Below are 25,313 nucleotides of genomic sequence, written 5' to 3'. Positions count from 1 at the left end.
TTGCCAAAACGCACGATCGGTCGTACTTTTCAACAATACGAACGATCGTGCGTACAGTTTTGCTCCCGCCTCTTCTGCACCGGAAGTCCGCCATGACAGAGACACCCGCACGGCCCGCCGCCGCGCCACCCACCACACCCATTGCCGCCGAAGACCCGGCCGCCACTCCCACACCGCCCGCCGACCGATCGACACGGCGGGCACTGCTCGTCGCCTGCGGCGCGGCATTCGTTGCCTTCCTCGACCTTTCGGTCGTCAATATCGCCTTCCCCGCCATCGCCCGCGACTACCCGGACACCTCACCCGCCACACTCACCTGGGTCGTCAGCGGGTACGCGGTCGCCTTCGCCGCACTCCTCACCCCCGCCGGACGACTCGCCGACACACTCGGGCGCGGCCGCGTATTCCTGGCCGCACTGGCCGGATTCGCGCTCACCTCACTGCTCTGCGCACTCGCACCCGGCGCGGACTGGCTGATCACCGGACGCTTCCTACAGGGTGCGACCGCCGCATTCCTCATCCCCGCCGGGCTGGGACTGGTATTGAGCGCCACCCCGACCGAACGCATCGGTGTCGCCATGGCCGCGTGGACCGCCGCAGGCGGATTCGCCGCCACCGTCGGCCCGGCGGTCGGCGGCGCACTCGTCGACTGGTTCGGCTGGCGTTCGGTCTTCGTCATCAATGTGCCCATCGCGGCCGTGCTCATCGGGTTCGGGCTCGCCCTGACCAGGAACGAGGTGCGGCACGCGGACGGCTTGCCCGACCTGTTCGGTACCGCCGCAACCGGATTGGGTATCGGCGCGGTGGTCGCGGCGGTGACCCAGGGCCAGCCGTGGGGCTGGGACAACTGGCGCACCCTGGCCTGTGGTCTCGGCGGACTCGTCCTACTGGGTATCGCACTGTGGCGCTCGCGCCGGCATCCGCGCCCGGCGATCGCCGTGACACTGTGGCGCAGTCACCGGTACGCGCTGGTCAATGCCGTCGCCTTCGTCTTCGGTGCGGCCATGTTCGCGTGGCTGCTGGCCGGGCCGCTGTGGCTCGCCGATATCTGGCAGTACTCGATCTTGAAGTCCGCCGGATTCATGACGATCGGGGCCATCGCCTCCATGGTGACCGCGGTCCTCGCGGGGCGCGCATCGGAGAATGCGCAGCACTGGGTGGGAGTGCTCGGCGCCCTCATGTTCGCCGCCTCCACCTTCTACATGAGCACCGACGCCTTCGGCCACACCCCGAACCTCTGGACCGCCTGGGTGCCCGCCTCACTCCTCGGCGGCGGCGGAGTGGGCATTGTGATCACCGTGCTGGGCACCGCCGCCGCGAGATCGCTTCCACCGCAACGCTTCGCGGCCGGAGTCGGCATGAACCTCACCGCCCGCCAATCCGGCGGCGCACTCGGGGTGGCGGTGCTGGCCGCCGTCTTCGCCGCGCACCCGCACGACGGCCTCGCCGCCTTCCACATCCTCTTCGCGATCTGCGCGGTCATCGCCCTGGCCGCCGCCACACTCGCCGCCCTGCCGGCCCGCACCGAGGAGACAAACCTATGAGCGCCAACGACATTCACACCGGCGATACCCTCGCCCCGGACTCCCCGCGCACCCATATCGGCCTCGATGACCCCTATCTGCTCTCCGATGCCACGGCCCGCGAACTACTGGCCGTAACCCCGTGGCGGCGCTTCGCGGTCATCGGCGACTCCACCGCCGCGGCGACCGGGGACCCTTCACCCGGCTACGAAACCATCTCCTGGGCCGATCGCCTGGCCCGCTGGTTCCTGGCCGCGCACCCCGGCACCGACTACCTCAATACCGGCCGCATGGGTGCGACCATCCCCGAGGTGCGCGCCGGACAGCTTGCCGCCCTCCACGATTTCCACCCCGACCTGGTGCATATCACCTGCGGCGGCAATGACCTCATACGCCGCGACGGCGATCTCATCGCCGTCGAGAAAGACCTCGACGCCCTCTGCGACAGCGTCGCCGCCACCGGCGCACGCCTGTCCATGTTCACCCTGGCCGACGCCTTCACCGGTCCACTGCGACCATTGCGTCCCCGCTTCGCCGGATTCGCCGACAGCGTGCGCCGAGTCGCGGCCCGCCACGACGCCATCCTCACCGAATTCTGGGCCCACCCCGCGCGCCTGCGTGAGGACTGGCTCAGCGCCGACCACATTCACCTGACCATGGCAGGTCAGGCGGTGGTCGCCGCCGAGCTCGCGAAATCCTTTGCCCGCCATGCCGACTCCGGCCACGGCGGGCAGTAGCTCAGTTCCAGAGCGCGGCGATGAACACATTGAGGATGGCCAGCCCACCCGCGGCATGGGTCATCCACGGCACGGCCTTGCCGCGCTTGGCATCGGCCCGCCCCATTTCGGCGAATCCCGCGACCAGCACGGCCACAACGAGTTTGGCGATGACCTTGGACATATTCGGGTCCTTGCCGAGCGAGTCGATCGACTCGGCCATCCCGACCAGAATGATGCCGGTGAGCAGCTGCGCCCGCGCACCCCACACCATCAGTTCGGACACCCGCGGCTGAGCGGCAACATACCCGCCGACCACCGCCGCCATACCAAGCAAATGCGACACAACCACCAGGTCGTAGACGAAGTCCATAGCTACCCACGGTAGTTGATCAACCCCCGTCAACGACAGCCGGTAGTACAAAAAGGTCCCGGCGATTCGGCGCGGGACGGAAAGGGGATGCCTCCGGCGCGGACGAGACCGGAGACCACGAAGTCCGCCATGCTCTGTTCACCGAGTTCGTCGGGGCGTAGCGGCCGGCGCCGTGGCGTCCCGATCGGGTGGAAGTGGCGCTGCGCGAGTTCGATCTCCGATCGAGTGGCGCACGGGTTTCGGGGGCTCATACCGCGGGTAGTCCACCTCCAGTGGCTCTCCGCGCGTGTCCTGGAGGGTCTTCCGTGTGTGGGAGCAGTGACGTCTAGGAGAACTCAGTGGCGGTTGTACTCGTGCTACGCGCACGCGGGCTGGGTGATCTGCTCACCGCGGTCCCCGCCCTGCGCGCACTGCGCCGGGCCCGGCCCCAGGACCACATCGCACTGGCCGCCCCGCATCGGCTCAAACCCATTGTCGATTTGATCGCCTCCATCGACGAGATGATCCCGTCCGCGGAGCCGACCGGAATCCGCTGGGAGGGCGCACCGCCCGCACTGCTGGTGAATCTGCACAGTGCCACCGCCGACAGCATGGTCGAATTCACCCGTATCCACCCCGAACGCATTCTGACCTACCGCAATCCGGTCTTCCCGGAGTTGGCCGGACCGGACTGGCAGACCGATATGCACGATGTGGACCGCTGGTGTCACCTGCTCGAATCCGCGGGGATCACCGCCGATCGCCGCAATCTCGGATTGGTGCCGCCGGTCGCCGCCACCAGTCACCGCGATTGTGTGGTCGTACATATCGGTGCGGGCGCGGCCGCGCGACGCTGGCCGCCGGATCGATTCGCCGCGGTGGTACGGCATCTGCTGGTGCAGGACCGCGATGTGGTGATCACCGGCGACGAGACCGAACGCGATATCGCCCTCGGGGTGGCGGCACGAGCCGGACTGCCCACCGCGCGCGTGCTGGCCGGACAGCAGAACCTCATCGAACTCGCCGCGACCGTCGCCGAGGCCGCCCTGGTGGTCTGCGGTGATACCGGAGTCGCCCATCTCGCAACGGCTTTCGGTACACGCACGGTGCTGCTGTTCGGGCCGACCCCGCCCAGTCGCAGCGGTCCGCCGCCGCATCTGCTCGGCCGGCATGCGGTGCTGTGGGCCGGGCAGACCGGTGATCCGGACGCACCGACCACCGATCCCGGGCTGTTGAAGATCGGCGTGCCCGAGGTCGTCAATGCGATCGACAAGCAGCTCCGCAAGCGGCCGTGGCCAGGGACGGGTCTGGATCGCCGTGCACAACAGGCGTATCGGCGCGTGGGCTGACCAGGTCTCCGCGATATCGGCCTAGGTCTCCGCGATATCGGCCTAGGTCTCCGCGATATCGGCGTGGGCGCTGGACAGGGCCGCCGAATACGAGGCGATGGCACTGGGCCAGAACTGTTCGAGATAGTCGCGGGCATCGGCCAGGCCGCGCGGGTCCAGGCCGTACAGCCGCCGGGTGCCCTCGGGCTGAGCCATCACCAGGCGGGCCTCGCGCAGGATCTTCAGGTGCTGAGATACCGCCGAGCTACTCACGCCGACGAGTTCGGCCAGTTCGCCCACCGACCGTGGGCCTTGCGGCAATGCCTCGAAGACCGCGCGCCGAGTGGGGTCGGCAAGCGCGCTGAGGACCTTCACTCCGTTAGCGAACACTTAAATAGAGTGCCCGGCGGAGTTGATCAGGTCAATACGCCTCGTATCGCCCATTCCCAAGGTCATACCGAAATTACCCGCGTGTCGTTACCGGGTCGTGACCAATCACCTGGCGTTTTGTATCTATGTGACGGTGATCACAGTGCTTTCAGGGCGGTAACGACCTCCCGTACGTTCGATGCATGCCCGTAACCGTTCCGTTATCTCGCAGCCCCAAGTGGGACGGCCGGTACCGGACGGCCGCAACTCGCGCAGTGGCCGTCTCCGCCGTCGTCGGCGCCGCGCTCAGTGTGCTGGCCGCCGCCGTTCCGAGCGCCGAAGCCCAGCCCAGCGATCCCGTCGCTACCGTCGCCGCCGCCCCGCACGACGCGCAGTTCACCGCCTTCACCCCGTACGAAGCCCAGATGCCGCAGTTCGTCCCGCCGGAGGTCACCGACTTCCTGCGCAACCTCGGTATCGAGCAGGCCCGCCCCAAGACCGTGCGCCCCGTGGCCGGGCCGCTGACCTCCGGCTTCGGTGTCCGCTGGGGTGCCATGCACGCCGGTATCGACTTCGGTGACGGCTTCGGCACTCCCATTCGCGCCGTCACCGACGGCACCGTCATCGAGGCGGGCCCCGCCTCCGGTTTCGGCCTGTGGGTGCGAATCCAGCAGGATGACGGCACCATCGGCGTCTACGGCCATATGCAGGACATTCTGGTGCAGCCCGGCCAGCAGGTGCGCGCGGGCGATGACGTCGCCACCGTCGGCAGCCGCGGCTACTCCACCGGACCGCACCTGCACTACGAGGTGCACATTTCCCCCGGTGCGCCCATCGATCCCCTGCCGTGGCTCGCCGGCCGTGGCATGGATGTCGGCACCGCGACCGACTGAGTATCGGCCGGTTCGGGGATCGATGAGGGATTCCCGTTCCGGCGCACTGCTTTTCAGTACCGCGAACCCCGCCCGAGAATCTCGGTGCGGGGTTCTTCTATACCGCCTCGGCGGCCTCACGGCCGGTGGCGAAATGCTGGCGGTAGCGGTCCGGAGTGGTCGAGAGCCGCCGGGCGATCACGCGATGCAGTGTCTTGCCGTGCTTGTAGCCGACCGCGCGGGCAATGGCATCGACGGTGAGATCGCTGGTCTCGAGTAGCGTGCGCGCCGCCTCCACCCGCAGGTCCTCGATGAAAAGCGCCGGCGTACTTCCGGTTTCGGCGTGGAACGAGCGTGCGAAGGTGCGCTCGCTCATGCCCGCCCGCTCGGCGAGCAAGGCGACGGTCAGATTCTCCTGCAGGTGATCGGGCACCCACTGCTGTACCGCGCGAATCGCGGGCGTGCGCGCGGGCTGGGTGCGCATCTGCGTGCTGTACTGCGCCTGCCCGCCCCCACGCCGCACATACATGACGAACACGCGGGCGATGGTCTGCGCGACATCGGTGCCCAGATCCTGCTCCACCAAAGCCAGCGCCATATCGATACCGGCGGTGACCCCGGCCGAGGTCCAGCGATTGCGATCGTGCACGAAGATCTGATCCGGCTCGACCCGAACCCGCGGATACCACTGGGCCAGCCGCTCGGCCGCGGCCCAATGCGTGGTCGCGCGATACCCATCGAGGAGTCCGGCGGCCGCCAGCAGCGCCGCACCCGCACACACCGAGGTGATCCGCCGCGATCGCCGGGCCAGCGCGGGCAGCTGGGGAGCCACTCGAACGGACACCTCGGGCGAGAACGCGCCATCGCCACCGATGACCATGAGGGTGTGGATCTCCTCGCTCCCCGCCGCGAGCTCCTCCAGTGATCGGTCCACCGAAATGCTCGACCCGCCGGGCACCGCCACCGGTGTGCCACCCGGTGATGCGGTGATCAACCGGTAGGCGGGACCGTCCACCACGCGATTGGCCATGGCCAATACATCGAGAGGCCCTGCCAGATCCAGCAATTGGAAGCCGTCGAAGACGACCAGAACCACGGTACGAGGAGCCACCCCGCCATTATCGTCATGCGCCTGCTCCACCGCTCGCGGCAAAAGCGAGAGTGGAGCGCGCAGGACCCACGGCCGGGCGGATTCGAGAGACACCCGGCCGTGCACGCCCTCAGCCGACCCGATGGCCATGCCCGACCTGTCGACCGTCTTCGGCCCGATGACCGCGTTCGGCCCAGCCCGGGAGCCGCGCAGACAGGAACTCGAGGATGAGTTCGGCTGTGGCGCTGGGCATTTGGCCATGCGGATAGTGGCCCGCGCCGTCCAGCATCGCCACCCGGCCCAGTCCCGGTGGTATGGCCCGGACAATCGCCTCGGCCTCGACCCGGGGATCCGGGAAGTCCGGATCGAGGGTTCCCATGATCACCAGTGCGGGACAGGCGATATTCGGCAGTTGGGCGTGCGCGTCGGCCGGAGTGGTGGCACCGGTCTTCATGAACTCCGCCATGCGGCCGGGTTCGTTCAGTACCGCGGCCACCCCCGCCATGTACTCGCGGTAGTCGTCCGGTTTGGTCGGGTAGGCGATATCGAGGTAGCGGAACCAGAGTCGCGGATTGCGCAGGGTGAAGAGCAGACCCAGGCGGACCATGCCCCGTCGGTACCGGCGATCGCGCAGCATGGCGGGCACATCGGTGTGCTGGGTCAGCGTGAACGGGCCGAGCTCGACAATGCCCGCCACCAACTCCGGGGCGGTCGCCGCGGCAATGGTGGCCGCGCCACCGGAGATCGAATGCCCCACAATGACCGCCGGGCCACCGAAGTGCGCGATGACCTCGATCAGATCACCCGCGATATCGGTGCGGCTGATCGCGGCCTTGCCCGTCTCCGACACCCAGTCCAGACTCGATTCACCGTGCCCGCGAATATCCATATTGACCACGCGATAACCCGCCGCCACCAATAGCGGGGCCAGTCGCCGATACACCTGCCGGTGCTCGCCCATCCCGTGCGAGAGCACGATCAGCGGCCCCGTACCGATTACATCGCAGGCGATCCGGCCGCCGCTCAGGTTCACAAATTCGGTCACTGCCTTGCCTTTCCCTCGGTTCCGGGTCCTCCGGAACGCGTTGCGTGCTGCTCGAATTGAACGGCGGCGGGCGGCGCGGATCGAGGGGTGCGGCGGAGTCGGTTACTTATGCGGCAGAGATCGTCACCCGATGGCACCACTAATACCCGGGTACTACGCGCGGATCCCACCACCGGGGGACGCCGGGTTCGGGAATGCGGCCATAACGTCGCCGACATGACCACCAGTGTCGCCGAAAAGCCCACCGCCGCACGCACTCCCGCCCGTCGGCGGCTGCATCGCCCGCTACTCGCGTTGACCTTCGTGATGGCCGGATTGGCCCTATTCTGCTTGTGCGCCATGGCATTCGACGATCGGATGCTGCTGAACGAATCGGTCTGGCTCAAACCGATGAAGTTCGCGCTCGCCTTCGTGCTCTACTCGTTCACCCTGGCGTGGCTGCTCTCGTTCCCGCATCGCGGGCAGCGGCTGACCTGGTGGATGGGGACGATATTCGCGATCACCGGCGTCCTGGATGTCGGCTTCATCGTGATGCAGGCGGCGCGCGGCACCTTCAGTCATTTCAATTCCCAGGACGACGCCTTCAATGTGATCGGGCAGCAGGTATTCATGACCGGCGTGCCGGGCCTGTTCCTGGCGAATCTGGTGATCGCCGTGGCACTTTCATGGCAGAAGGTCACCGATCGCCCGATGACCCGCGCGATTCACGCCGGACTGGCCATCGCGGTCGCCGGAATGGCCGTCGCCTACGCCATGGGCTTCAGCGGGAAGCAGGAGACCACCGACGCCTACGGGCATCCGGTGGAACTGGTCGCCGGGCACACCTTCGAAGCCGGGCAGCCGACCGTGCGCGATGGCGTCGGCGGTATGCCGATCACGCACTGGAGCACCACCGGCGGTGATCTGCGAATCGCACACTTCCTGGGCCTGCACGGAATTCAAATCCTGATCGTGGCCGCACTGCTGCTGCCCCGCCTGGCCCGCCGCGTGCCATGGCTGCGCACCGAACGCGCTCGCGCCGACATGATCTGGGTGCTCGCCCTCACCTACGCCGGAGTCTTCGGTGTGGTCGCCTGGCAGGCATTCCGCGGCCAGGCCCTCATCCATCCCGATGCGACCACCCTCACCGCCTTCGGTGCGGTCGCCGCCGTGCTGGTCGTGGGCACCGCACTGGTCTACGCGATCCGAGGGCGAAGCACCGCAACGGTTCTCACCGCACCCGTCACCGCAGCCGTTCCGCGTCGCGAGTCAGTTTCACCAATATCGCGGTGAGATCGGTGAGTTCGATGGAGTCCGCGCCCTCCGCGACCGCCGTCGCGACATCCTCTGCCGCACAACGTGCCGCGAACCACCGATCGGACAGATCCGCGACCTCCGGTGCGCTGAGCACCACCGAGTCCTCGGGAATACCACTGCCCTTGAGACTGTTTCGAGCTTCGTAAGCCCGCTGGCGACAGGACTGCCGACAGTAGCGCCGACGGCGCCCCACCTCACTATCGGCGATCTCCCTTCCACACCATTGGCAAGGCATCAGGCGGCGAGACATGGTCGCAAACATTAATGGTTGCGAGCGCTGAGCGGGCGCGGGGCACGCCGGGGTAAAGCGGTGGGCTCCGGCGAGTAGAATGTTGGGGTTCTCTCTCCACGGGAACCGAAGCCTGCGTTGATGCGTTAGGTAAGCATTGGCGTTGACATGAAGTTTTGAACGTTGCCGAGAGGCGAGAAGGGACCGCACCCATGGCAGATCGCGTACTCCGGGGCAGTCGACTTGGAGCGGTGAGCTACGAGACCGACCGCGACCACGACCTGGCGCCCCGTCGGATGGCGCGGTACCGGACGGACAATGGCGAGGAATTCGATGTTCCCTTCGCCGATGACGCCGAAATCCCCCCGACCTGGCTGTGCCGCAATGGCCAGGAGGGTGTGCTCATGGAGGGCACCACACAGGAGCCCAAGAAGGTGAAGCCGCCGCGCACGCACTGGGACATGCTCCTCGAGCGCCGCAGCAAGGAGGAGCTCGAAGAGCTTCTGCAGGAGCGGATGGATCTGATCAAGAGCCGTCGCCGCGCATAAGAGGTAAGAATTGACCGAGGCCCCCTCCCATTCGGGAGGGGGCCTCGTCTCTTTCACAGTACCCCCCTCTCCCCGCGATGGGGAGGGGTTCGGTCAGGCTGCGACGCGCGTCACGCCGGTCTCAGTGACTGGCGACCTTGCGGTATTGCAGCAGGGCCAGGGGAACCGCGACGGCGAGAATGCCGACCGAGCACACGATGGAGTATTCGATGCAGTGATCGGCGGGCCAGCCGGCGGCGGGGGTGAAGCTGGGCGGGGAGCCATTGTCGAAGAGTTTGCGGCCCGCCGCGGAGACGGCGGTAATGGGATTCCAGGCCGCGACACTGCGCAGCGGACCGGGCAGCGTCTCCCCCGAAATGAACGCCGAGGAGATGAATGTCAGTGGGAACAGCCAGATCAGGCCCGCGCTCTGCGCCACTTCCACGCTCGGTGACATGAGCCCGGTGAGCGCGCCCACCCAGGACATGGCGAACGCGAAGAGCAGGATCACCGCGAAAGCCAGTACGGCATCGGCGATTCCGCCATTGATACGCCAGCCGACCGTGTAACCGCAGGCGACCATGACGGCCAGGGCGAGAATATTGACCACCAGATCCGAGAGAGTACGGCCCATGAGCACCGCCAGGCGTGACATGGGCAGGGTACGCATCCGGTCGATAATGCCCTTGTGCAGGTCGTTGGCGAGGCCGACGGTGGTGAACGCGGCATTGAATGCCACTGTCTGGGTGAAGATTCCGGCGAGCAGGAACTCCCGGTACTGACTGCCACCCATGGACGCCCCGAAGATGTACGCGAACAGGAATACGAACATCAGCGGCTGGATGGTGGCGGTGACCAGCAGGGTGGGCACGCGCAGAATGGTCAGCAGGTTGCGGTAGGCGACAATGGCGCTGTCGCGAATCGCCCTGGGCAGCAACAGGATCGGGTTGCCGTCCTCGGGTGGCTTATGCGGTGCCGGGGCCTCGGCGGTGGCGGTGGTCACGACAGGATCTCCTCTTGCACAGTGTCATTGCTGCGTTCGGATGCTCTGCGATCCGGGGATTTGCCGGTGAGGGAAAGGAATACGTCGTCGAGCGTGGGCCGGTGCACCTCGGCGTCGAGGACGTGCACGCCGGCATCGTCGAGCCGGCGCAGGGCCTCGACCAGGGTGCGGGTGCCGTCGCCGACCACGATGGTGAGCTGATCGGCGGCGGTGTCCCGGGTGACTTCGCCGATTCCCACCTGCGCGAGAATCTGTTCGGCCGGTTTCGGGTCCTGTCCGGTGGCGAGGGTGACGGTGAGTTTGTCACCGCCGATGGAGGTCTTCAGTTCATCCGCCGAACCGCGCGCGATGACCCGCCCGCGGTCGATGACGGTGATCCGGTCGGCGAGCAGATCGGCTTCCTCCAGGTACTGCGTGGTGAGCAGCACCGTGGTGCCGTCGTCCACGAGTTCGCCGATGACCCGCCACATATCCAGTCGCCCACGGGGATCCAGGCCGGTGGTCGGCTCGTCCAGGACCACCACGGGCGGGCGGCACACCAGCGCTCCGGCGAGGTCGAGTCGGCGGGCCATACCGCCGGAGTAGGTTCCGGCGCGCCGCCCGGCCGCCTGTTCGAGGCCGAGCGCGGCGAGCAGTTCGGTGGCGCGATCGGCGGCACGTTTATGGCTCATGCCGTAGAGCCGGGCCACCATGCGCAGGTTCTCGAAGCCGGTCAGGTTGGCGTCGACCGCCGCGTACTGGCCGGACAGGCCCAGCCGGGTGCGGGCGCGCGCCGGATCCTTGAGCACGTCCACTCCGGCGACCCGCACATTGCCGGAGCTGGGGGCCAGCAGCGTGGTGACGATCCGGACCGTGGTGGTCTTGCCCGCGCCATTGGGCCCGAGCAGGCCCATCACGGTGCCGGACGGTATCTCCAGGTCGATGCCGTCCAGGACCCGGAGCTTGCCGTAGTACTTGATCAGGCCCTCCACCTCCACCGCGAGACTCATCGGCTCCCCTCCCGTTCGGTGCGGTTGGCGTTGGCGGCCAGGTATTCCCGCAGTACCGGTCCGATGACCGCCAGGGATTCGGGCGTGGTCATGCCCGAATGACGGCAGCGCACCAGTTGGTCGTGTACAGCTCCGGTGACGTGTGCCTCCCAGGCTGCGGCATTGCGGTCCGGGTCGGCGCGATTGATCTCGTCGTCGGCGGCGGTGAAGAAGAGCAGATCGCCGACGAAGACGCGGGGTTCGAAGCTGTGTGCCAGGACCGCGCCATTGGCATAGCCGTTGTAGAGGCGTTCGAGGTGGTCGACGGTGAGCGCCGCGAACGGTCCCGGTCGGCTGCGCAGGAACTCCGCGGCCTCCTGCAAGCTCATGCGCGGGTCGACATCGGTGTCGCCGCCGAGCATGTCGCTGCCGAATTCGCCGATGATGTCGGCGACGGTGGGCACCGCTTCCTCGAGCAACTGATCCGACAGCTGGTAGCTGTCCATGAGCGCGAGCAGCCCCACGTCGTCGCCCTGTTCCTGCAGTTGCACCGCGATCTCGTGCGCGAGCAGCCCGCCCAGCGACCAGCCGAGCAGATGGTACGGGCCGTGCGCCTGCACCGATTTCATATGTGCCACATAGTATTTCGCAGCTTCGGCAATGGTGCCGTGGTCGGTGCCGCCGGTGACGTGCGGTGCCTGCAGGCCGTAGACCGGGCGATCGGCGGGCAGTTGGGCGAGCAGTCCGGCGAAGCACCAGGACAAACCGATGGCCGGGTGTACGCAGAACAGCGGGGCCGCACTGTTCTCGGTGATCGGACGCAACGGCAGCACCGGTTGCAGGGCGGCGGCGAGGGCCGCGCCCGCATCGCCATCGGCGTCGGCGAGGCGACGCGCGATGGCGGCCGGAGTGGATTCACCGAACATGGCCTGCACCGGCAGATCCACACCGTTGCCGCGCAGCTGCGCAACCACTTTGGTGGCCAGCAGTGAGTTGCCGCCGAGTTCGAAGAAGCCGTCGTCCACGCCGACCTGTTCGACGCCGAGCACATCGGCGAAGGCGGCACACAGCGCCACCTCGGTCGGGGTGCTCGGCGCGCGGTAGCCCTCGCGGGCGGCGAAGACCGGTTCGGGCAGTGCGGTGCGGTCCAGCTTGCCGACCGGTGAGAGTGGCACCCGGTCGAGCAGCATGATCGATTGCGGGACCATGTAATTGGGTACCAACTCCGCGACGTGCGAGGTGAGTTCGTCGATGCTCGGCGCGGTGCCGGTGCGTGACTTCACATAGGAGACCAGCGCGGTGGACCCCGCCGGAGTCCGGTGTCCGATGGTGGTGGCGAACTCCACCTCGGTATGCCGGGCCAGGGCCGCGTCGATCTCGCCGAGTTCGATCCGGAAGCCGCGGATCTTGACCTGATGGTCGGTGCGGCCGACATACTCCAGATCCCGTGCGCGCCCGTCCTTCTCGACCCAGCGCACCAGGTCACCGGTGCGGTACATGCGGGCACCGGGCTTGCCGAACGGGTTGGCCACGAACCGCTGTGCGGTGAGCCCGGGCCGCCGCAGGTAGCCGCGTGCCACGGCGGCACCGGCCAATTGCAGTTCACCGGTGACACCGACGGGTACGGGATGCAGGCGCGAGTCCAGCACGGTCGCGCCGACACCGCGGATGGGTCCGCCGATGGTGATGTGCCCGCCCGGGTTCATGGGCTGCGAAATCACCGTCACGATGGTGGTTTCGGTGGGTCCGTACACGTTGTAGAGCTTGCGCCTCGGCGCCCAGCGGGTGACCAGATCCGGTGGCAGTGCCTCACCGCCGACCAGGACATGCCGCAGCGCGGTGACGCCGGTGGGATCGACGGTGCCCAGCGCCGAGGTGGTGATGAAGGCGTGGGTGATGCCCTCGTCGATGAAGACCCGGCCCAGGTCCGATCCGCCGACCACACCGGGCGGGCTGATCACCAGGGTCGCGGCACCGCCGAGCGCGAAGAGCAGGTCGAGCATGGCGGCATCGAAACTCGGTGTGGCGAAATGCAGTACGCGTGCGCCGGGTCCGACGGCGAAGCGCTGTGCGGTTTCGGCGGCGAAGTTGGACAGGCCGCCGTGCGTGACGACGACGCCCTTGGGGACACCGGTGGAGCCGGAGGTGTAAATCACGTACGCCGGATTGTCCATGCGCAGTGGCGTGGTGCGTTCGGCATCGGTGATGGGCGCGTCCGAGCCGGCCAGCACGCGCCGCCGGAACGACGGCGCGTCCAGCACGGTCCAATTGACCCCGTCGGGCATGCGCTCCCGATGCGCGGCGAGCGTAATACCCACGCCCGCACCGGAATCCAGCAGCATATGGCTGATGCGCTGTTCCGGATAGTTGGGGTCGACCGGGACGAACGCGGCGCCGGCCTTGGCGATGGCCAGGGTGACGGCCACCGATTCGGCCGAACGCGGAATACCCATGGCGACCAGGGTTTCCGGGCCGACGCCGTAGCCGATGAGCACCCGGGCGAGCCGGTTGGTCCAGCGGTCGAGGGCATCGTAGGAGATCTGGGTGCCCGCCGCGCGCACGGCGATGGCCTGCCGGTTGAGATTGGCCGCGGCCTCGAATACCTCGGGGAAGGTGATGGGCCGGGCGGGTTCGGCCCCGCATACCGGTGCCAGCGCCGCCCATTCGCCGGAGTCCAGCAGCTCCAGATCGCCCACGGCGGTGGCCGGATTCGCGGCGGCCGCGCCGAGCATGCGGACGAATCGATCCGCGAGCCGCTGTGCGGTGATGTCGTCGAACAGGTCCGCCGCGTAGTTGACCGAGACGGTGATGCCGTCGGGTTCGCGGCCCGGAGTCCAGGATTCGGTGAGGGTGAACTGCAGATCGAATTTGGCGATGCCCGGATCGGCGTCGTCGTTCTCGATGCGCAGGCCGGGCAGCTCCAGCACCCGTACGGGCTGGTTCTGCACCGACAGCATGACCTGGAACAGCGGGTGATGCGCTTGTGTGCGTGCCGGATTGAGCACCTCGACCAGGCGCTCGAACGGAACATCGGCGTGTGCGAAGGCCTCCAGGTCGGTGTCCCGCACCGCGCGCAGCAGATCGCCGAAGGCGGCGTTCCCGTCGAGGTGGGTGCGCAGTACCAGGGTGCCGACGAACATGCCGACCATACGATCCAGTGCCGGATGCCCGCGCCCGGCGATGGGTGTGCCGACGGTGATGTCGTCTCCGGCGGTGAGCCGATGCAGCAGTGCGACCAGTGCGGCGTGCAACACCATGAACATGGTGACGCCGTGTTCGGCTGCGAGAGCCTGCAATTCGCGGTGGGTGAAGGCGTCCAGGGTGCATTCGACGGTGCCGCCGCGGTAGCTGGGCACCGGCGGGCGCGGCCGGTCGGCGGGGACGGCGAGGAGTTCGGGCCTGCCGTCCAGGGCCTGCCGCCAATAATCGAGCTGGCGGCTGATCACCGATTCGGGATCGTCTTCGACGCCGAGGACGTCCTGCTGCCACAGCGTGTAATCGGCGTACTGGATGGGCAATTCGGTCCAGTCGGGTTCGCCACCGCCGGAGTAGGCGCGGTAGGCGGTGGCCACATCGGCCGCGAGGGGCTGCAGTGACCAGCCGTCCATGGCGATGTGGTGCACCACCAGGACCAGGACATGTTCGGACGGTTCGGCCCGATCGCCACCGGCCGCGCCGGTCAGGCGCAACAGGGTGGCACGCAAGGGAACCTGGGTGCCGAGGTCGAATCCGGCCGCGGTGACCCGGCGGATCTCATCGGGTACCTCTTGCGGTTTCACCGCGCGCAACGGCAGCGGGACCGCCGCGCCGGCCGGTTCGAGCACGTGCTGGCACGGTTCGCCGCCAATCTCGGGGAAGATGGTCCGCAGCGTCTCATGCCGGCGTTGCACCGCGTGCAATGCCGCCCGCAGTGCCTGCACGTTCAGTTCACCGTGCAGGCGCAGCACGACCGGAATGTTGTACGCGCCCAGCGCTTCTCCCTGATCCCCGGAGGCATTGAACTGCTCCAGGAACCACAGCCGCCGTTGCGCGGCCGAGAGCGGGATCTGCTCGGGACGGGTGCGGCGACGCGGCTCCAGGCGCGCGTCCGATGCCGCCGGACCGGAATCCAGTTGCGCGGCAAGCCCGGCCACGGTGGGCGCGGCGAACACGGACCGTACTTCGAGCCGGACGCCGGTGGCGGCGGCCAGGCGTGCCACCAATTGGGTGGCGAGCAGCGAGTTTCCGCCGACCTCGAAGAAGCTGTCGTCCGCGCCGAGGTGTCCGGCACCGACCAGCTCGGCCATGACCTCGGCGACCAGGCGTTCGGTCTGGGTCTGCGGATCACGGGAGACCACCACGACGCCGACCTGGGGTTGCGGCAGTGCGTCGCGATCGAGTTTGCCGACCGGGGTCAGCGGAATACGGTCGAGCGGGGTGAGGCTGCTCGGAACCATATGGGCGGGCAGGTGTTCGGCGCAGTGTGCGCGCAAGGCGTCGAAGTCGACGGCGTGCGGGTCGACGGGCAGCACGAAGGAGACGATGCGTTTTGTGCCCGCGATATCGCGAACCTCGGTGTGCGCGAAGTGGATTCCCGCGTGCGCGGTGAGCACGGCGTCGATCTCGCCGAGTTCGATCCGGAACCCGCGCACCTTGACCTGATGATCACTGCGGCCCAGGTAGGCGATTTCGCCGTCGGGCGTCCAGCGCACCACATCTCCGGTGCGATACATGCGTGCACCCTCCGGCCCGTACGGGTCGGCGATGAAGCGCGCGGCGGTGAGATCGTAGCGATCGACATAGCCGCGCGCGGCACCCTGTCCGCCGATGTACAACTCACCGGGCACACCGACGGGCACCGGGCAGAGGCGCTCATCGAGGACCAGGGCGCGCGCACCCCGCACCAGGGAGCCGATGGTGATCGGTTCCCCGAGCACCATGGGCTTGGAGATCGTGACGACGACGGTGGTCTCGGTGGGCCCGTATACGTTGAACATCGCGCGTCCATGTGCCCAGCGCGCCACCAGTTCCGGACCGCAGGCCTCGCCGCCGACCATGACCGAGTGCAGGTGCGGCAGCGCCCAGCGGTCCCGGTCGATGGTGGCCAGCGCGGCCGGTGTGATGAAGGTGTGGCTGATCTCCTCGGCCTCCATGAGCGCGGCCAGTTCGTCACCGCCGTAGATATCGGCGGGCACGATGACCATGGTCGCGCCGGACCCGATCGCCATCAGCAGGTCCAAGATGGCGGCGTCGAAGCTGGGTGAGGAGAAGTGCATGGTGCGCGAGTCCCGGTCCACGCGCATGCGGTCGCGGAGCTCGTCGGCGAAGTTGGAGAGTCCGCCGTGGGTTACCGCTACGCCCTTGGGTTTTCCGGTGGATCCGGAGGTGTAGACGATGTATGCCAGCTCGGCGGTCCAGAGCGTGCCGGTGCGGTCGGCGTCGGTGATGGGTCCGTCGTCGAGCACCTCCAGTTCGTCCAGGAGTTCGGCATCGTCCAGCAGCATCCACTCCATGGCGTCGTCGCCGGCGGCGGCGTTCAGCCGGTCGGCGTTGTCGGTCATGGCGATGCCGACCCGGCAGCCGGAGTCGGTGAGCATATGCCGCAGCCGGTCCGCCGGATAATTGGGATCGACCGGGACGAACGCGGCCCCGGTTTTGGCGACGGCCAGCGCCGAGAGCACCGATTCGGCCGAGCGGGTCAGGCCCAGGGCCACCCGATCGCCGGGGCCGATACCCTGCTGGATCAAGGCCCGCGCCAAGCGATTCGAGTAGACATCGGATTCGAGGTAGGTGAGCGCGTTGTCACCGAAGCGCAGGAATTCGCGGTCCGCGTTCAGGTGTGCGGTGGCGGCGAAGTAGGCCGCCAGACTGCACTGCGGTTCCGGTGCCGGACCCCAGGCGGGGGTGAAGAGTTCGCGTTCGGCCTCGGTGCGGGCGTCGATGGCGCTCACCCGGATGCGCGGGTCGGCGGTGACGGCCTCGAAGACGTGGATAAGGCGGTCGGCCAGGATCTGCACCGTCTGCTGGTCGAAAAGCTCGGCGGCGTAGACGAATTCGTAGACCCGGTCCTCGGCTGCGGTATCGCCCTCGGACTGGTTGCCGGGCAGGACCCGCAGTTCGAGATCGAATTTGGCGAGCGCGATATCGAGTTCTTCGGCCTGCAGGGCCAGGCCCGGCAGTTGCAGCGCCGGCAGCGGGGTGTCCTGCACGGTGAGCGCGACCTGCAGTACCGGCCGCATTCCGCCGGCGGCGCTGCCGAGTTCCTCGATGACGCGTTCGAAGGGCACCTCGGCATTGGCGATGGCGCCGAGTTCGGTATCGCGGTCGGCCTGCAGCAGCTCGGCGAAGCTGCGGTCCGGGTCCACGTCCGAACGCAGGACCAGGGTATTGACGAACATGCCGACGAGCTCGTCCAGACGGGTGTCGGTGCGACCGGCCACGGGGGTGCCGATCACGATGTCGCGACCGCCGGTGACCACGCGCAGCAGCACCGCGAGGCTGGAGCGCAGCACCATGAACATGCTGACGGCATTACCGCGCGCGGTCTCGGCGAGCCTGCGCTGCAAAGCTTCCGGGACCTCGAAACGCACCACACCCGAGCGCTGGGTGGGTTCGGCGGGCCGCGGCCGGTCGTACGGGAGCGGCATCTCCTCGGGCAGGTCCGCCAGCGCGGCACGCCAGTAGGCGAGCTGGCTGGCGGCGGCGCTCTCGGGATCGGATTCCTGGCCCAGGCATTCGCGCTGCCACAGGCTGAAATCGCTGTACTGCACCGGCAGTGGCGTCCAGGTGGGTGCGACGCCGCCGTGCCGCGCGGCGTAGGCGATGGCCAGGTCCCGGGTGAGCGGGCCGAGCGACCAGCCGTCGGCGGCGATGTGATGCATGGCGATACCGAGCAGGTGACGGCGATTCCCGGTGCGCAACAACGTCATTCGCAGCGGGATATCGCGGGTCAGGTCGAATCCGCGCCGGGCGAGCGAGCGCAGTGCGGTGCGCGCGCCCACCTCGTCGGTCTCGATGGCGTCGAGTACCGGCAGGCAGCGGGCGGTGTCCAGGAGTTTCTGGTGTGCGCCGTGCGCGTCCTCGGGGAATACGGTGCGCAATACCTCGTGCCGCTGCATCAGGTCGGCGAGGGCGGCGCCCAGGGCGGGCATATCCGGATCGCCGTCGATTCGCAGCACGAATGCGATGTTGTAGGCACCGGATTCGGGGGAATATCTATTGAGGAACCACAGTCGCTGCTGCGGCAAGGACAGTGGTATGCGCTCCGGACGCGGGGTACGCACAGCCAGCGCCGCCCGTTGCGTCCGGGGCGCTTCCTGCAATCGTGCCGCCACACCCGCCACGGTGGGTGCTTCGAAGATGTCGCGCACCGGCAGCTCCACCCCGAATTCGGCGTGCAGGGCCGCGGTGAGCCGGGTGGCGAGCAGTGAATTGCCGCCGATCTCGAAGAAATTGTCGTCCGCGCCTTGGATTCTGGCGCCGAGCACCATGCCGAAGACCTGCGCGACCCGCTGTTCGAGCTCGGTTTCCGGGGCGCGCGAGGGTGCGGCCGCGGTGAAATCGGGTGCGGGCAGGGCCTTTCGGTCGAGTTTGCCGGACGGGGTGACCGGCAGATTCTCCAGCAGGGTCAGCGCAGAGGGCACCATATAGCCGGGCAGGTGACCGCGCGCGGTGTCCAGGACGGTCGCCGTATCGATCTCGGTGTCGGCGGTCAGGTAGGAGACCAGGCGCGGGATGCCGCGTTCGTCATTGTGGACGACGGTGAGCGCGAAGGTGATTCCCTCGTGCGCGAGCAGGACGTGGTCGATCTCGCGCAGTTCGATACGGAAGCCGCGGATCTTGATCTGGTCGTCGGCGCGGCCCAGGAAGCGCAGCTGCCCGATCCCGTCGGAGACCACCAGATCGCCGGTGCGGTACATCCGCTCACCGCGACGCCCGTGCGGATTGGCCGGGAACGCCTGGGCGGTGAGCCCGTGCCGCCCGAGGTAACCCCGTGCCAGGCCGGGACCGGAGAGATACAGCTCCCCCGCCACGCCCGGCGGTACCGGGTGCAGGCGGCCGTCGAGCACGAACAACCGCATACCGCGCACCGGCAATCCGATGGGCACGGGCCGGCCCGCGATCATGGGACCGGTGGCGGTCGCGGCGACCGTCGCTTCGGACGGGCCGTACATATTGTGCATTCGGCGCGGCGGCAACGGTTCCCGCGATCGCGGATCGGTCCAGACGCGCACCAGATCCTCGGGGCAGGCTTCACCACCGACGATGACGGCCTCGAGGTCGGGCAGGTTGTCCGAGGGCACGGTGCCCAGGGCGGCGGGGGTGACGAAGGCGTGCGTGACGCGCTCCGCGCGCAACAGCTCCGCGAGTTCCGCGCCGCCGTAGATGCCGGCGGGCGCGACCACCAGGGTCGCTCCGGCCGCGAAGCCGAGCAGCAGTTCCAGCACCGAGGCGTCGAAGCTGGGTGAGGAGAAGTGCAGTGTGCGTGCGGAATCGGTGACGCGGAACAGCTGTGTCTGCTCATTCGCCAGCGAGGCGATACCCGCATTGGTGACGACCACGGCCTTTGGTTTGCCGGTGGTGCCGGAGGTGTAGATGAGGTAGGCCGGTCCGGCGGTGCGCAGCGGGTGATGCCGGTCGACATCGGTGAGCGGGGTGTCGGCGAACCGCGCGCATTCGTCGGCGAGCTCGGGCGAGCCGAGCAGCAGCCAGTCGACATAGCTCTTGCGGTGCCGCCCACGGTTTCCCGGCCAATTCGGCATCTCGGCCCGGCGATCCGGGCTGGTTAGGCCGAGCATGGCACCGGAGTCCGCGAGCATATGGGCGATGCGGTCGGCCGGGTAGTCCGGATCGATCGGCACATACGCGGCACCGGTTTTCGCGACCGACCACACCGCGAGCACGCAGTCCAGGCTGCGTGGCAGTGCGACCGCCACCACCACCTCGGGGCCCGCGCCGTGCTCGATGAGTACGCGCGCCAGGCGATTCGAGCGTTCGTCGAGTTCGCGGTAGGTGGTGTTCTGCGCGAGGTAGCGCACCGCAACGGCATCGGGTATGCGTTCGGCGGTATCGGTGAGCAGTCGGGCCAGGGTGCTGCCGGGTTCGCCGGGCGCACCCATGATAGGCACCAGTTTGGCCGTCTCGCGGGCGTCCAGAATGGGCAGATCGCCGACCGGTATCGCCGGATCCGCCACGGCCGCGGCCAGTACCGCGCCGAAGCGGCGGGCAATGGCCTCGACCGTGCTGTGATCGAAAACATCTGCGGCATAACCGAATTCGGCGGTGAGCGGCATCTCTTGACTGGACACACCGTCGGCCGTCGCGCCGAGCGGTTCGTGCACGGTGAGCTGCAGATCGAATTTGGCGATATCCACGGCGATGGGCAGTACCTCGGCGGTGACACCGGGCAGGCCGAAGTTCAATTCCGGGGTGCTGTCGTAGGAGAGCATGACCTGGAACAGAGGATGCCGGGCCGCGGAACGCTCCGGATTGACCACCTCGACGAGGCGTTCGAACGGGACGTCCGCATTGGCGAAGGCATTGAGGTCGGTATCGCGGACCTCGGCGAGCATACGATCGAAACCGGCGGCCGGATCGACCCGGGTCCGCAGCACCAGCGTATTGACGAACATACCGACGAGCTCGTCCAGGGCCGGATCGCTACGGCCCGCGATGGGGGTGCCGATGGCGATATCGGTCGTATTGCACAGGCGCGCAAGCACCGCCGCGAGCGCGGCATGCAACACCATGAAGGTGCTGACGCCCCGCTCGGCCGCGACGACGGCGAGCTGGTGGCGGGTCTCGACGGGAATGGCGAACTCCACCCGCCCGCCGTCGGTGGACCGCTGCCGGGGGCGCGGCCGATCCAAGGGCAGGTCGAGTTGATCGGGCAGGTCCGCGAGCGCGGCCCGCCAGTAGGCGAGCTGCAGCGCGAGCGCGCTCGCCGGATCGCCTTCGTCGCCGAGCAATTCGCGCTGCCAGAGCGCGAAGTCCGCGTACTGCACCGGAAGTGGCGTCCAGTCGGGGGCCGTGCCGGCTGTGCGCGCGGCCACGGCACCCATGATGTCACGGGTCAGCGGGGCGATGGACCAGCCGTCGCCGCTGATGTGATGCAGCACCATGAGGAAGACGTGCCGATCCGGCGCGATCTCGTAGAGCGCGACCCGCACCGGGGCCTGACTGCGCAGATCGAAACCGTAGCTCGCGAATTCGCCTATGAGAGTGCGGATATCGGCCGAGCCGACGTCGATCGGCTCGAGCGTGAGCGGGATCTCGGCGGCCCGATGTATCACCTGGCCCGGGCCTTCCGGGGTGTCCGGGAAGGTGGTGCGCAGGCTCTCGTGGCGTTCGAGCACATCGAGCAGGCCCGCACGCAGTGCCGGAACATCCAGTGACCCGGTCAATTCCACCGCGAGGGGCATGTTGTAGGCGGCGGCGTGCTCGGCGAAGCGGTTCAGAATCCACAGTCGCTGCTGGGCCAGGGACAGCGGAATATGCGCGGGCCGCTGTGCCACAGCGAGTTTCGGTGAGGTGGTCTCGGCCTGCAGGCTCTCCACGCGTGCGGCCAGGGCGGTGACGGTGGAGAACTCGAACAGATCGCGAATGGTGAGTGCCGCGCTCAGTGCGGTGTTCGCGCGGGTGATGGCCCGGGCGGCGCTGAGCGAATTACCGCCGAGGTCGAAGAAGTTGTCGCCCACACCGATCTCATCGGTGCCCAGCACCTCGGCGAAGATGGCGGTGAGCTGATGCTCCGCCGGCGTACTCGGCTCGGCGCTGGAGCGGGGTGTGCGACGTGGGTCCGTGCCCGGATCGGGTAGGGCTTTGCGATCGACCTTGCCATTGGCGCTGAGCGGTAGTTCGTCGAGCACCATCAGCACCGGCGGCACCATATATCCGGGCAGCACCCGGTGCAGTCCGGCGGTGAGTTCGGCCGGGTCGAGCGGATCGGTGCCGGGGGTGGCGACCACGTAAGCGGCGAGTTCATCGCCGCCGTGACCGCGCCGGGCCACGCAGACCGCGCGCGCGACCCGCTGGTCCGAGAGCAGGGCCGCCTCGATCTCACCGAGTTCGATACGCAGGCCGCGAATCTTGACCTGGAAGTCGCTGCGGCCCAGGTACTCCAGCACGCCGGTGCGTCCGCCGCGCCAGCGCACCAGGTCACCGGTGCGATACATGCGGGTGCCGGGGGTGAAGGGATTGGCCACGAAACGATCGGCGCTCAGCCCGGGGCGGCCGAGGTAACCGCGCGCCAATTGCACACCGGCCAGGTACAGCTCGCCGACCACACCGGGTGCCACGGGCTGCAGGCGCGCGTCCAGCACATAGGTGCGAGTGTTCCAAATGGGTGCGCCGATGGGCACTTCCGTCACGCCGGGCGTGCAGTGCCAGGCGGTGACGTCGACGGCGGCCTCGGTGGGGCCGTAGAGATTGTGCAGCTGCGGGGCTCGCGGGCCGGTGCCGAGGGCGGTGTGGAATTCGGCGACGGTGGCGGCGGGCAGCGCCTCACCACTGCAGAACACCCGGGTCAGACCGGTGCAGCCGGCCACATCGGTATCGGTGAGGAACACCGACAGCATGGACGGTACGAAATGCGCGGCGGTGACGTCCTTCTCGGCGATGGTCCGCGCCAGGTAGGCCGGATCCCGATGGCCGTCGGGTGCGGCGATGAGCAATCGCGCCCCGATCTGCAAGGGCCAGAAGAACTCCCACACCGAGACGTCGAAGGTGGCGGGCGTTTTCTGCAGCACCACATCCGAACCGTCCAGCGGATAGGCGTGCTGCATCCAGCGCAGCCGGTTCACGATGGCGGCGTGCGAGACACCGACACCCTTGGGTTTACCGGTGGAGCCGGAGGTGAACAGTACATATGCCAGGTGATCGGCGCACAGGGCGGCGCGGCGATCGGCATCGGTGACGGGCCGCCCGCCGTGGGCGGAGAGATCGGCGGTGTCGATATCGAATCCGCGTGCGGAGGAGGGCAATTCGAGCGCATCACGCGAGGCGGTCAGCACGCACAGCGGATTCGCCTGTTCCAGAATCTGTTCGAGACGTTCGACCGGATGATCGGGATCCAGCGGCAGATAGGCCGCACCCGCCTTGACGATCGCGTACATGCCGATGAGCAGCTCCAGGCTGCGGCGAATCGCAAGGCCCACCACCGTATCCGGCCCCGCACCGCGCGCGATGAGTTCGCGGGCGAGGCGATTGGCACGCTCATCGAAGGCGGCGTAGGTGAGCGTCTCCCCCTCGAAATCGAGGGCTGTCCGGCTCGGGCACATGGCGGCCCGATCGGCGAAGAGCCCGGCCAGGGTGCCCTCCTGGCGGGCGACCTGGGTCGAATTCCATTCGTGCAGAACGTGTTCGCGCTCCAGATCGGTGAGCACGGGCATATCGCCGACGACGGTCTGCGGGTCGGCACGCAGGAAGCGCTCCAGGAAGTCCAGGAATCGACCGTGATGCATGGACAGTTCGGCATCGCTGTAGAGCCGCGGGTTGGCCTCGAAATCGATGTGGATGCGATTGCCGTCGCCGTTGTACAGATTGATGGACAGGTCCTCGACGGGACCGGTGGAGACCACATTGAGCGAGCCGACCAGGCTGCCGAACCTCAATTCACTGTGGAACAGCATGACATTGACCATGGGCCCGAAGAAACCGCGGGCGTCCCGGGAGTAACCGCAATCGCGGCGGATATCGTCGCTGCGGTAGCGCTGATGCCGCAGCGCGCCGGTGATCTGCAATTCGACCGCGCGCACCGAATCGGCGACCGTGGCCGCGCCCTCGAAGCGCACCCGGATGGGTACCACATTGGAGACCACACCCGCGGAGCGGCGCAGCGCGACCGTGGTGCGCGCGGAGACCGGCAGGCTCAGCACCACGTCCTGAGTGCCGATGACCGCCCGCACATAGCAGGCCAGCGCGGCCACGAAGAGCACGGAGGGATTGGATCCGAAGGCCGTTGCCGCCTCCTGGACGGCCGCCTCGACCTCCGCGCTCAGAACCGCGGTGGCGCAACGGCGTCCGGCGTCCGGGCCGGCCTCGGCCAGACTGACATTGGACAGGGTCAGCGGCTCGTTCACACCTTCGAGCTGTTCGCGCCAGTACTCGCCGTCGCTGAGGCAGCGGGTGGTCTCGCGATAGCGACCCTCATCCGCGTAGATGGCGGCGAGTGGAGTGGCGCGCGAGACCACCGGCTCGTCGTGCGCCTCCAGTGCCGTGTAGATCTCGGCGGTGCGGGTGGTCGCGTTCATGGCGCCGTACCCGTCGATGACGATGTGATGACCGCGCGTGTACCAGATGTAAGCCGAATCCCCGGTCCGCAGCACCACATTGATGGTGAGCGGATCGTGCTCGATATCGATGGGCGAACTCGCGTGGTCGTTCATCCAGGCCAGCGCCGCGGCGCGCGGATCCGGCTCCTCGCGCAGGTCTATCCGCGCCCAGCCCGGCCGCCAGGTGGGATCGACAACCTGATGCGGCACCCCCTCGATCTCCAGCAGCCGCACATGGCCCACCTCGGTCTCCGCGCCGAACCGCTCGATGGCGTACAGCAGCCGGCCGGCATCCAGATCGCCGTGGATCTCCACGTATTGCGCGATCGTAAGTGGGATGTCGGGCCGGATGCGCTGCGCGTACCAGAGGGCCGATTGCGCGGGAGACAGCGCGAAAGGTTGAGCCGCGAATTCACCCGAAGAACATTGGTCGACACGATCGGTGGCCAATGAACTCATCAATCACTCCTTCTGCCGCTGTAAGACGCAACTCCCCGAACCCCAAGTGGCTGGTCCCCGATCGGCTTTCGCGCACGCGCGAGCCGTAGGACGTGATCCACGCCCTATGATTCGGAGCACCGCGCCGACTGGATCGGTGGTGATCTCGAGTTGCCCGGCAACGAACAGCGTCGGCGGAGCGCATATTAAGACAGCTACCTGACAGCAAACCTCACGATTGCCGCGTAACTCTCACAAGGAACTGCTATGAACTCGGGCAAATCGGCTGGTCAGGAGACATAAGCTA

The 25,313-nt window shown here is 67.8% G+C and carries 14 protein-coding genes; 6 read left to right on the top strand and 8 right to left on the bottom strand.

What is annotated here, in order from left to right; all coding sequences use genetic code 11:
- Positions 1–92 precede the first annotated feature (92 nt).
- Together GFY24_RS22410 and GFY24_RS22405 are read left to right on the top strand one after the other, a co-directional pair.
- Positions 93–1,544, top strand: a complete 1,452-nt coding sequence (locus tag GFY24_RS22410) for an MFS transporter (protein ID WP_153807045.1) — start codon at positions 93–95, stop codon at positions 1,542–1,544.
- Positions 1,541–2,260 (top strand): SGNH/GDSL hydrolase family protein, encoded by a 720-nt coding sequence (locus GFY24_RS22405; RefSeq protein WP_153807044.1) that lies wholly within the window; start codon positions 1,541–1,543, stop codon positions 2,258–2,260. The genes GFY24_RS22410 and GFY24_RS22405 overlap by 4 nt, the downstream gene beginning before the upstream one ends.
- Before the next feature lies 1 nt (position 2,261).
- Here GFY24_RS22405 and GFY24_RS22400 read toward each other — a convergent pair whose 3' ends face one another.
- On the bottom strand, positions 2,262–2,612 hold the full coding sequence (locus GFY24_RS22400) for a hypothetical protein (protein ID WP_153807043.1): 351 nt from the start codon (positions 2,610–2,612) through the stop codon (positions 2,262–2,264).
- 338 nt (positions 2,613–2,950) lie between these two features.
- Between GFY24_RS22400 and GFY24_RS22395 the strand changes: the two genes are divergently transcribed.
- Complete coding sequence (locus tag GFY24_RS22395; protein WP_309231184.1) at positions 2,951–3,940, top strand: glycosyltransferase family 9 protein; 990 nt, start codon at positions 2,951–2,953, stop codon at positions 3,938–3,940.
- 42 nt (positions 3,941–3,982) lie between these two features.
- Here the strand turns inward: GFY24_RS22395 and GFY24_RS22390 are convergent, their stop codons facing one another.
- Complete coding sequence (locus GFY24_RS22390; protein ID WP_309231183.1) at positions 3,983–4,309, bottom strand: metalloregulator ArsR/SmtB family transcription factor; 327 nt, start codon at positions 4,307–4,309, stop codon at positions 3,983–3,985.
- 182 nt (positions 4,310–4,491) lie between these two features.
- On the opposite strand from GFY24_RS22390, the gene GFY24_RS22385 reads away from it, so the two are divergent.
- Positions 4,492–5,181: a M23 family metallopeptidase gene (locus GFY24_RS22385; RefSeq protein ID WP_153807042.1), complete on the top strand. Its 690-nt coding sequence runs from the start codon at positions 4,492–4,494 to the stop codon at positions 5,179–5,181.
- Positions 5,182–5,278: 97 nt separating this feature from the next.
- Here the strand turns inward: GFY24_RS22385 and GFY24_RS22380 are convergent, their stop codons facing one another.
- Both GFY24_RS22380 and GFY24_RS22375 read right to left on the bottom strand, forming a co-directional pair.
- Complete coding sequence (locus GFY24_RS22380; protein ID WP_153807041.1) at positions 5,279–6,400, bottom strand: GlxA family transcriptional regulator; 1,122 nt, start codon at positions 6,398–6,400, stop codon at positions 5,279–5,281.
- On the bottom strand, positions 6,381–7,295 hold the full coding sequence (locus GFY24_RS22375) for an alpha/beta hydrolase (RefSeq protein ID WP_309231182.1): 915 nt from the start codon (positions 7,293–7,295) through the stop codon (positions 6,381–6,383). Before GFY24_RS22375 ends, GFY24_RS22380 begins: the two co-directional genes overlap by 20 nt.
- Before the next feature lie 216 nt (positions 7,296–7,511).
- Between GFY24_RS22375 and GFY24_RS22370 the strand changes: the two genes are divergently transcribed.
- Positions 7,512–8,567 carry a hypothetical protein gene (locus tag GFY24_RS22370; RefSeq protein ID WP_153807040.1) on the top strand — a complete coding sequence of 352 codons (1,056 nt, stop codon included), beginning with the start codon at positions 7,512–7,514 and terminating at the stop codon, positions 8,565–8,567.
- Here the strand turns inward: GFY24_RS22370 and GFY24_RS22365 are convergent.
- Complete coding sequence (locus GFY24_RS22365) at positions 8,518–8,841, bottom strand: hypothetical protein (protein ID WP_153807039.1); 324 nt, start codon at positions 8,839–8,841, stop codon at positions 8,518–8,520. The two genes, GFY24_RS22370 and GFY24_RS22365, sit on opposite strands and share 50 nt — an antisense overlap.
- Positions 8,842–9,032: 191 nt before the next feature.
- Here GFY24_RS22365 and GFY24_RS22360 point away from each other — a divergent pair, with 191 nt between their 5' ends.
- Positions 9,033–9,368 (top strand): RNA polymerase-binding protein RbpA, encoded by a 336-nt coding sequence (locus GFY24_RS22360; protein ID WP_153807038.1) that lies wholly within the window; start codon positions 9,033–9,035, stop codon positions 9,366–9,368.
- A gap of 121 nt (positions 9,369–9,489) precedes the next feature.
- On the opposite strand, the gene GFY24_RS22355 is transcribed toward GFY24_RS22360, so the two are convergent.
- The 3 genes from GFY24_RS22355 to GFY24_RS22345 are packed head-to-tail and all read right to left on the bottom strand — an operon-like array spanning position 9,490 to position 25,027.
- Positions 9,490–10,350 (bottom strand): ABC transporter permease, encoded by an 861-nt coding sequence (locus GFY24_RS22355; RefSeq protein WP_375336080.1) that lies wholly within the window; start codon positions 10,348–10,350, stop codon positions 9,490–9,492.
- On the bottom strand, positions 10,347–11,339 hold the full coding sequence (locus GFY24_RS22350) for an ATP-binding cassette domain-containing protein (RefSeq protein WP_153807037.1): 993 nt from the start codon (positions 11,337–11,339) through the stop codon (positions 10,347–10,349). The genes GFY24_RS22355 and GFY24_RS22350 overlap by 4 nt, the downstream gene beginning before the upstream one ends.
- A complete protein-coding gene (locus GFY24_RS22345) occupies positions 11,336–25,027 on the bottom strand; it encodes a non-ribosomal peptide synthetase (protein WP_153807036.1) in 13,692 nt (4,563 codons plus the stop codon). The genes GFY24_RS22350 and GFY24_RS22345 overlap by 4 nt, the downstream gene beginning before the upstream one ends.
- Positions 25,028–25,313: the final 286 nt, after the last annotated feature.

The sequence above is a fragment of the Nocardia sp. SYP-A9097 genome (assembly GCF_009649815.1).
Taxonomy (GTDB): domain Bacteria; phylum Actinomycetota; class Actinomycetes; order Mycobacteriales; family Mycobacteriaceae; genus Nocardia.
Note: the sequence above shows the minus strand (reverse complement) of the source record. Positions and strands in the feature narration are given on the sequence as shown.

Coding starts and splice junctions, on each gene's coding strand:
- GFY24_RS22370 (WP_153807040.1), top strand. CDS start 7,512: ATGACCACCAGTGTCGCCGAAAAGCCCACCGCCGCACGCACTCCCGCC.
- GFY24_RS22345 (WP_153807036.1), bottom strand. CDS start 25,027: ATGAGTTCATTGGCCACCGATCGTGTCGACCAATGTTCTTCGGGTGAA.
- GFY24_RS22380 (WP_153807041.1), bottom strand. CDS start 6,400: ATGGCCATCGGGTCGGCTGAGGGCGTGCACGGCCGGGTGTCTCTCGAA.
- GFY24_RS22410 (WP_153807045.1), top strand. CDS start 93: ATGACAGAGACACCCGCACGGCCCGCCGCCGCGCCACCCACCACACCC.
- GFY24_RS22360 (WP_153807038.1), top strand. CDS start 9,033: ATGGCAGATCGCGTACTCCGGGGCAGTCGACTTGGAGCGGTGAGCTAC.
- GFY24_RS22405 (WP_153807044.1), top strand. CDS start 1,541: ATGAGCGCCAACGACATTCACACCGGCGATACCCTCGCCCCGGACTCC.
- GFY24_RS22365 (WP_153807039.1), bottom strand. CDS start 8,841: ATGTCTCGCCGCCTGATGCCTTGCCAATGGTGTGGAAGGGAGATCGCC.
- GFY24_RS22350 (WP_153807037.1), bottom strand. CDS start 11,339: ATGAGTCTCGCGGTGGAGGTGGAGGGCCTGATCAAGTACTACGGCAAG.
- GFY24_RS22385 (WP_153807042.1), top strand. CDS start 4,492: ATGCCCGTAACCGTTCCGTTATCTCGCAGCCCCAAGTGGGACGGCCGG.
- GFY24_RS22400 (WP_153807043.1), bottom strand. CDS start 2,612: ATGGACTTCGTCTACGACCTGGTGGTTGTGTCGCATTTGCTTGGTATG.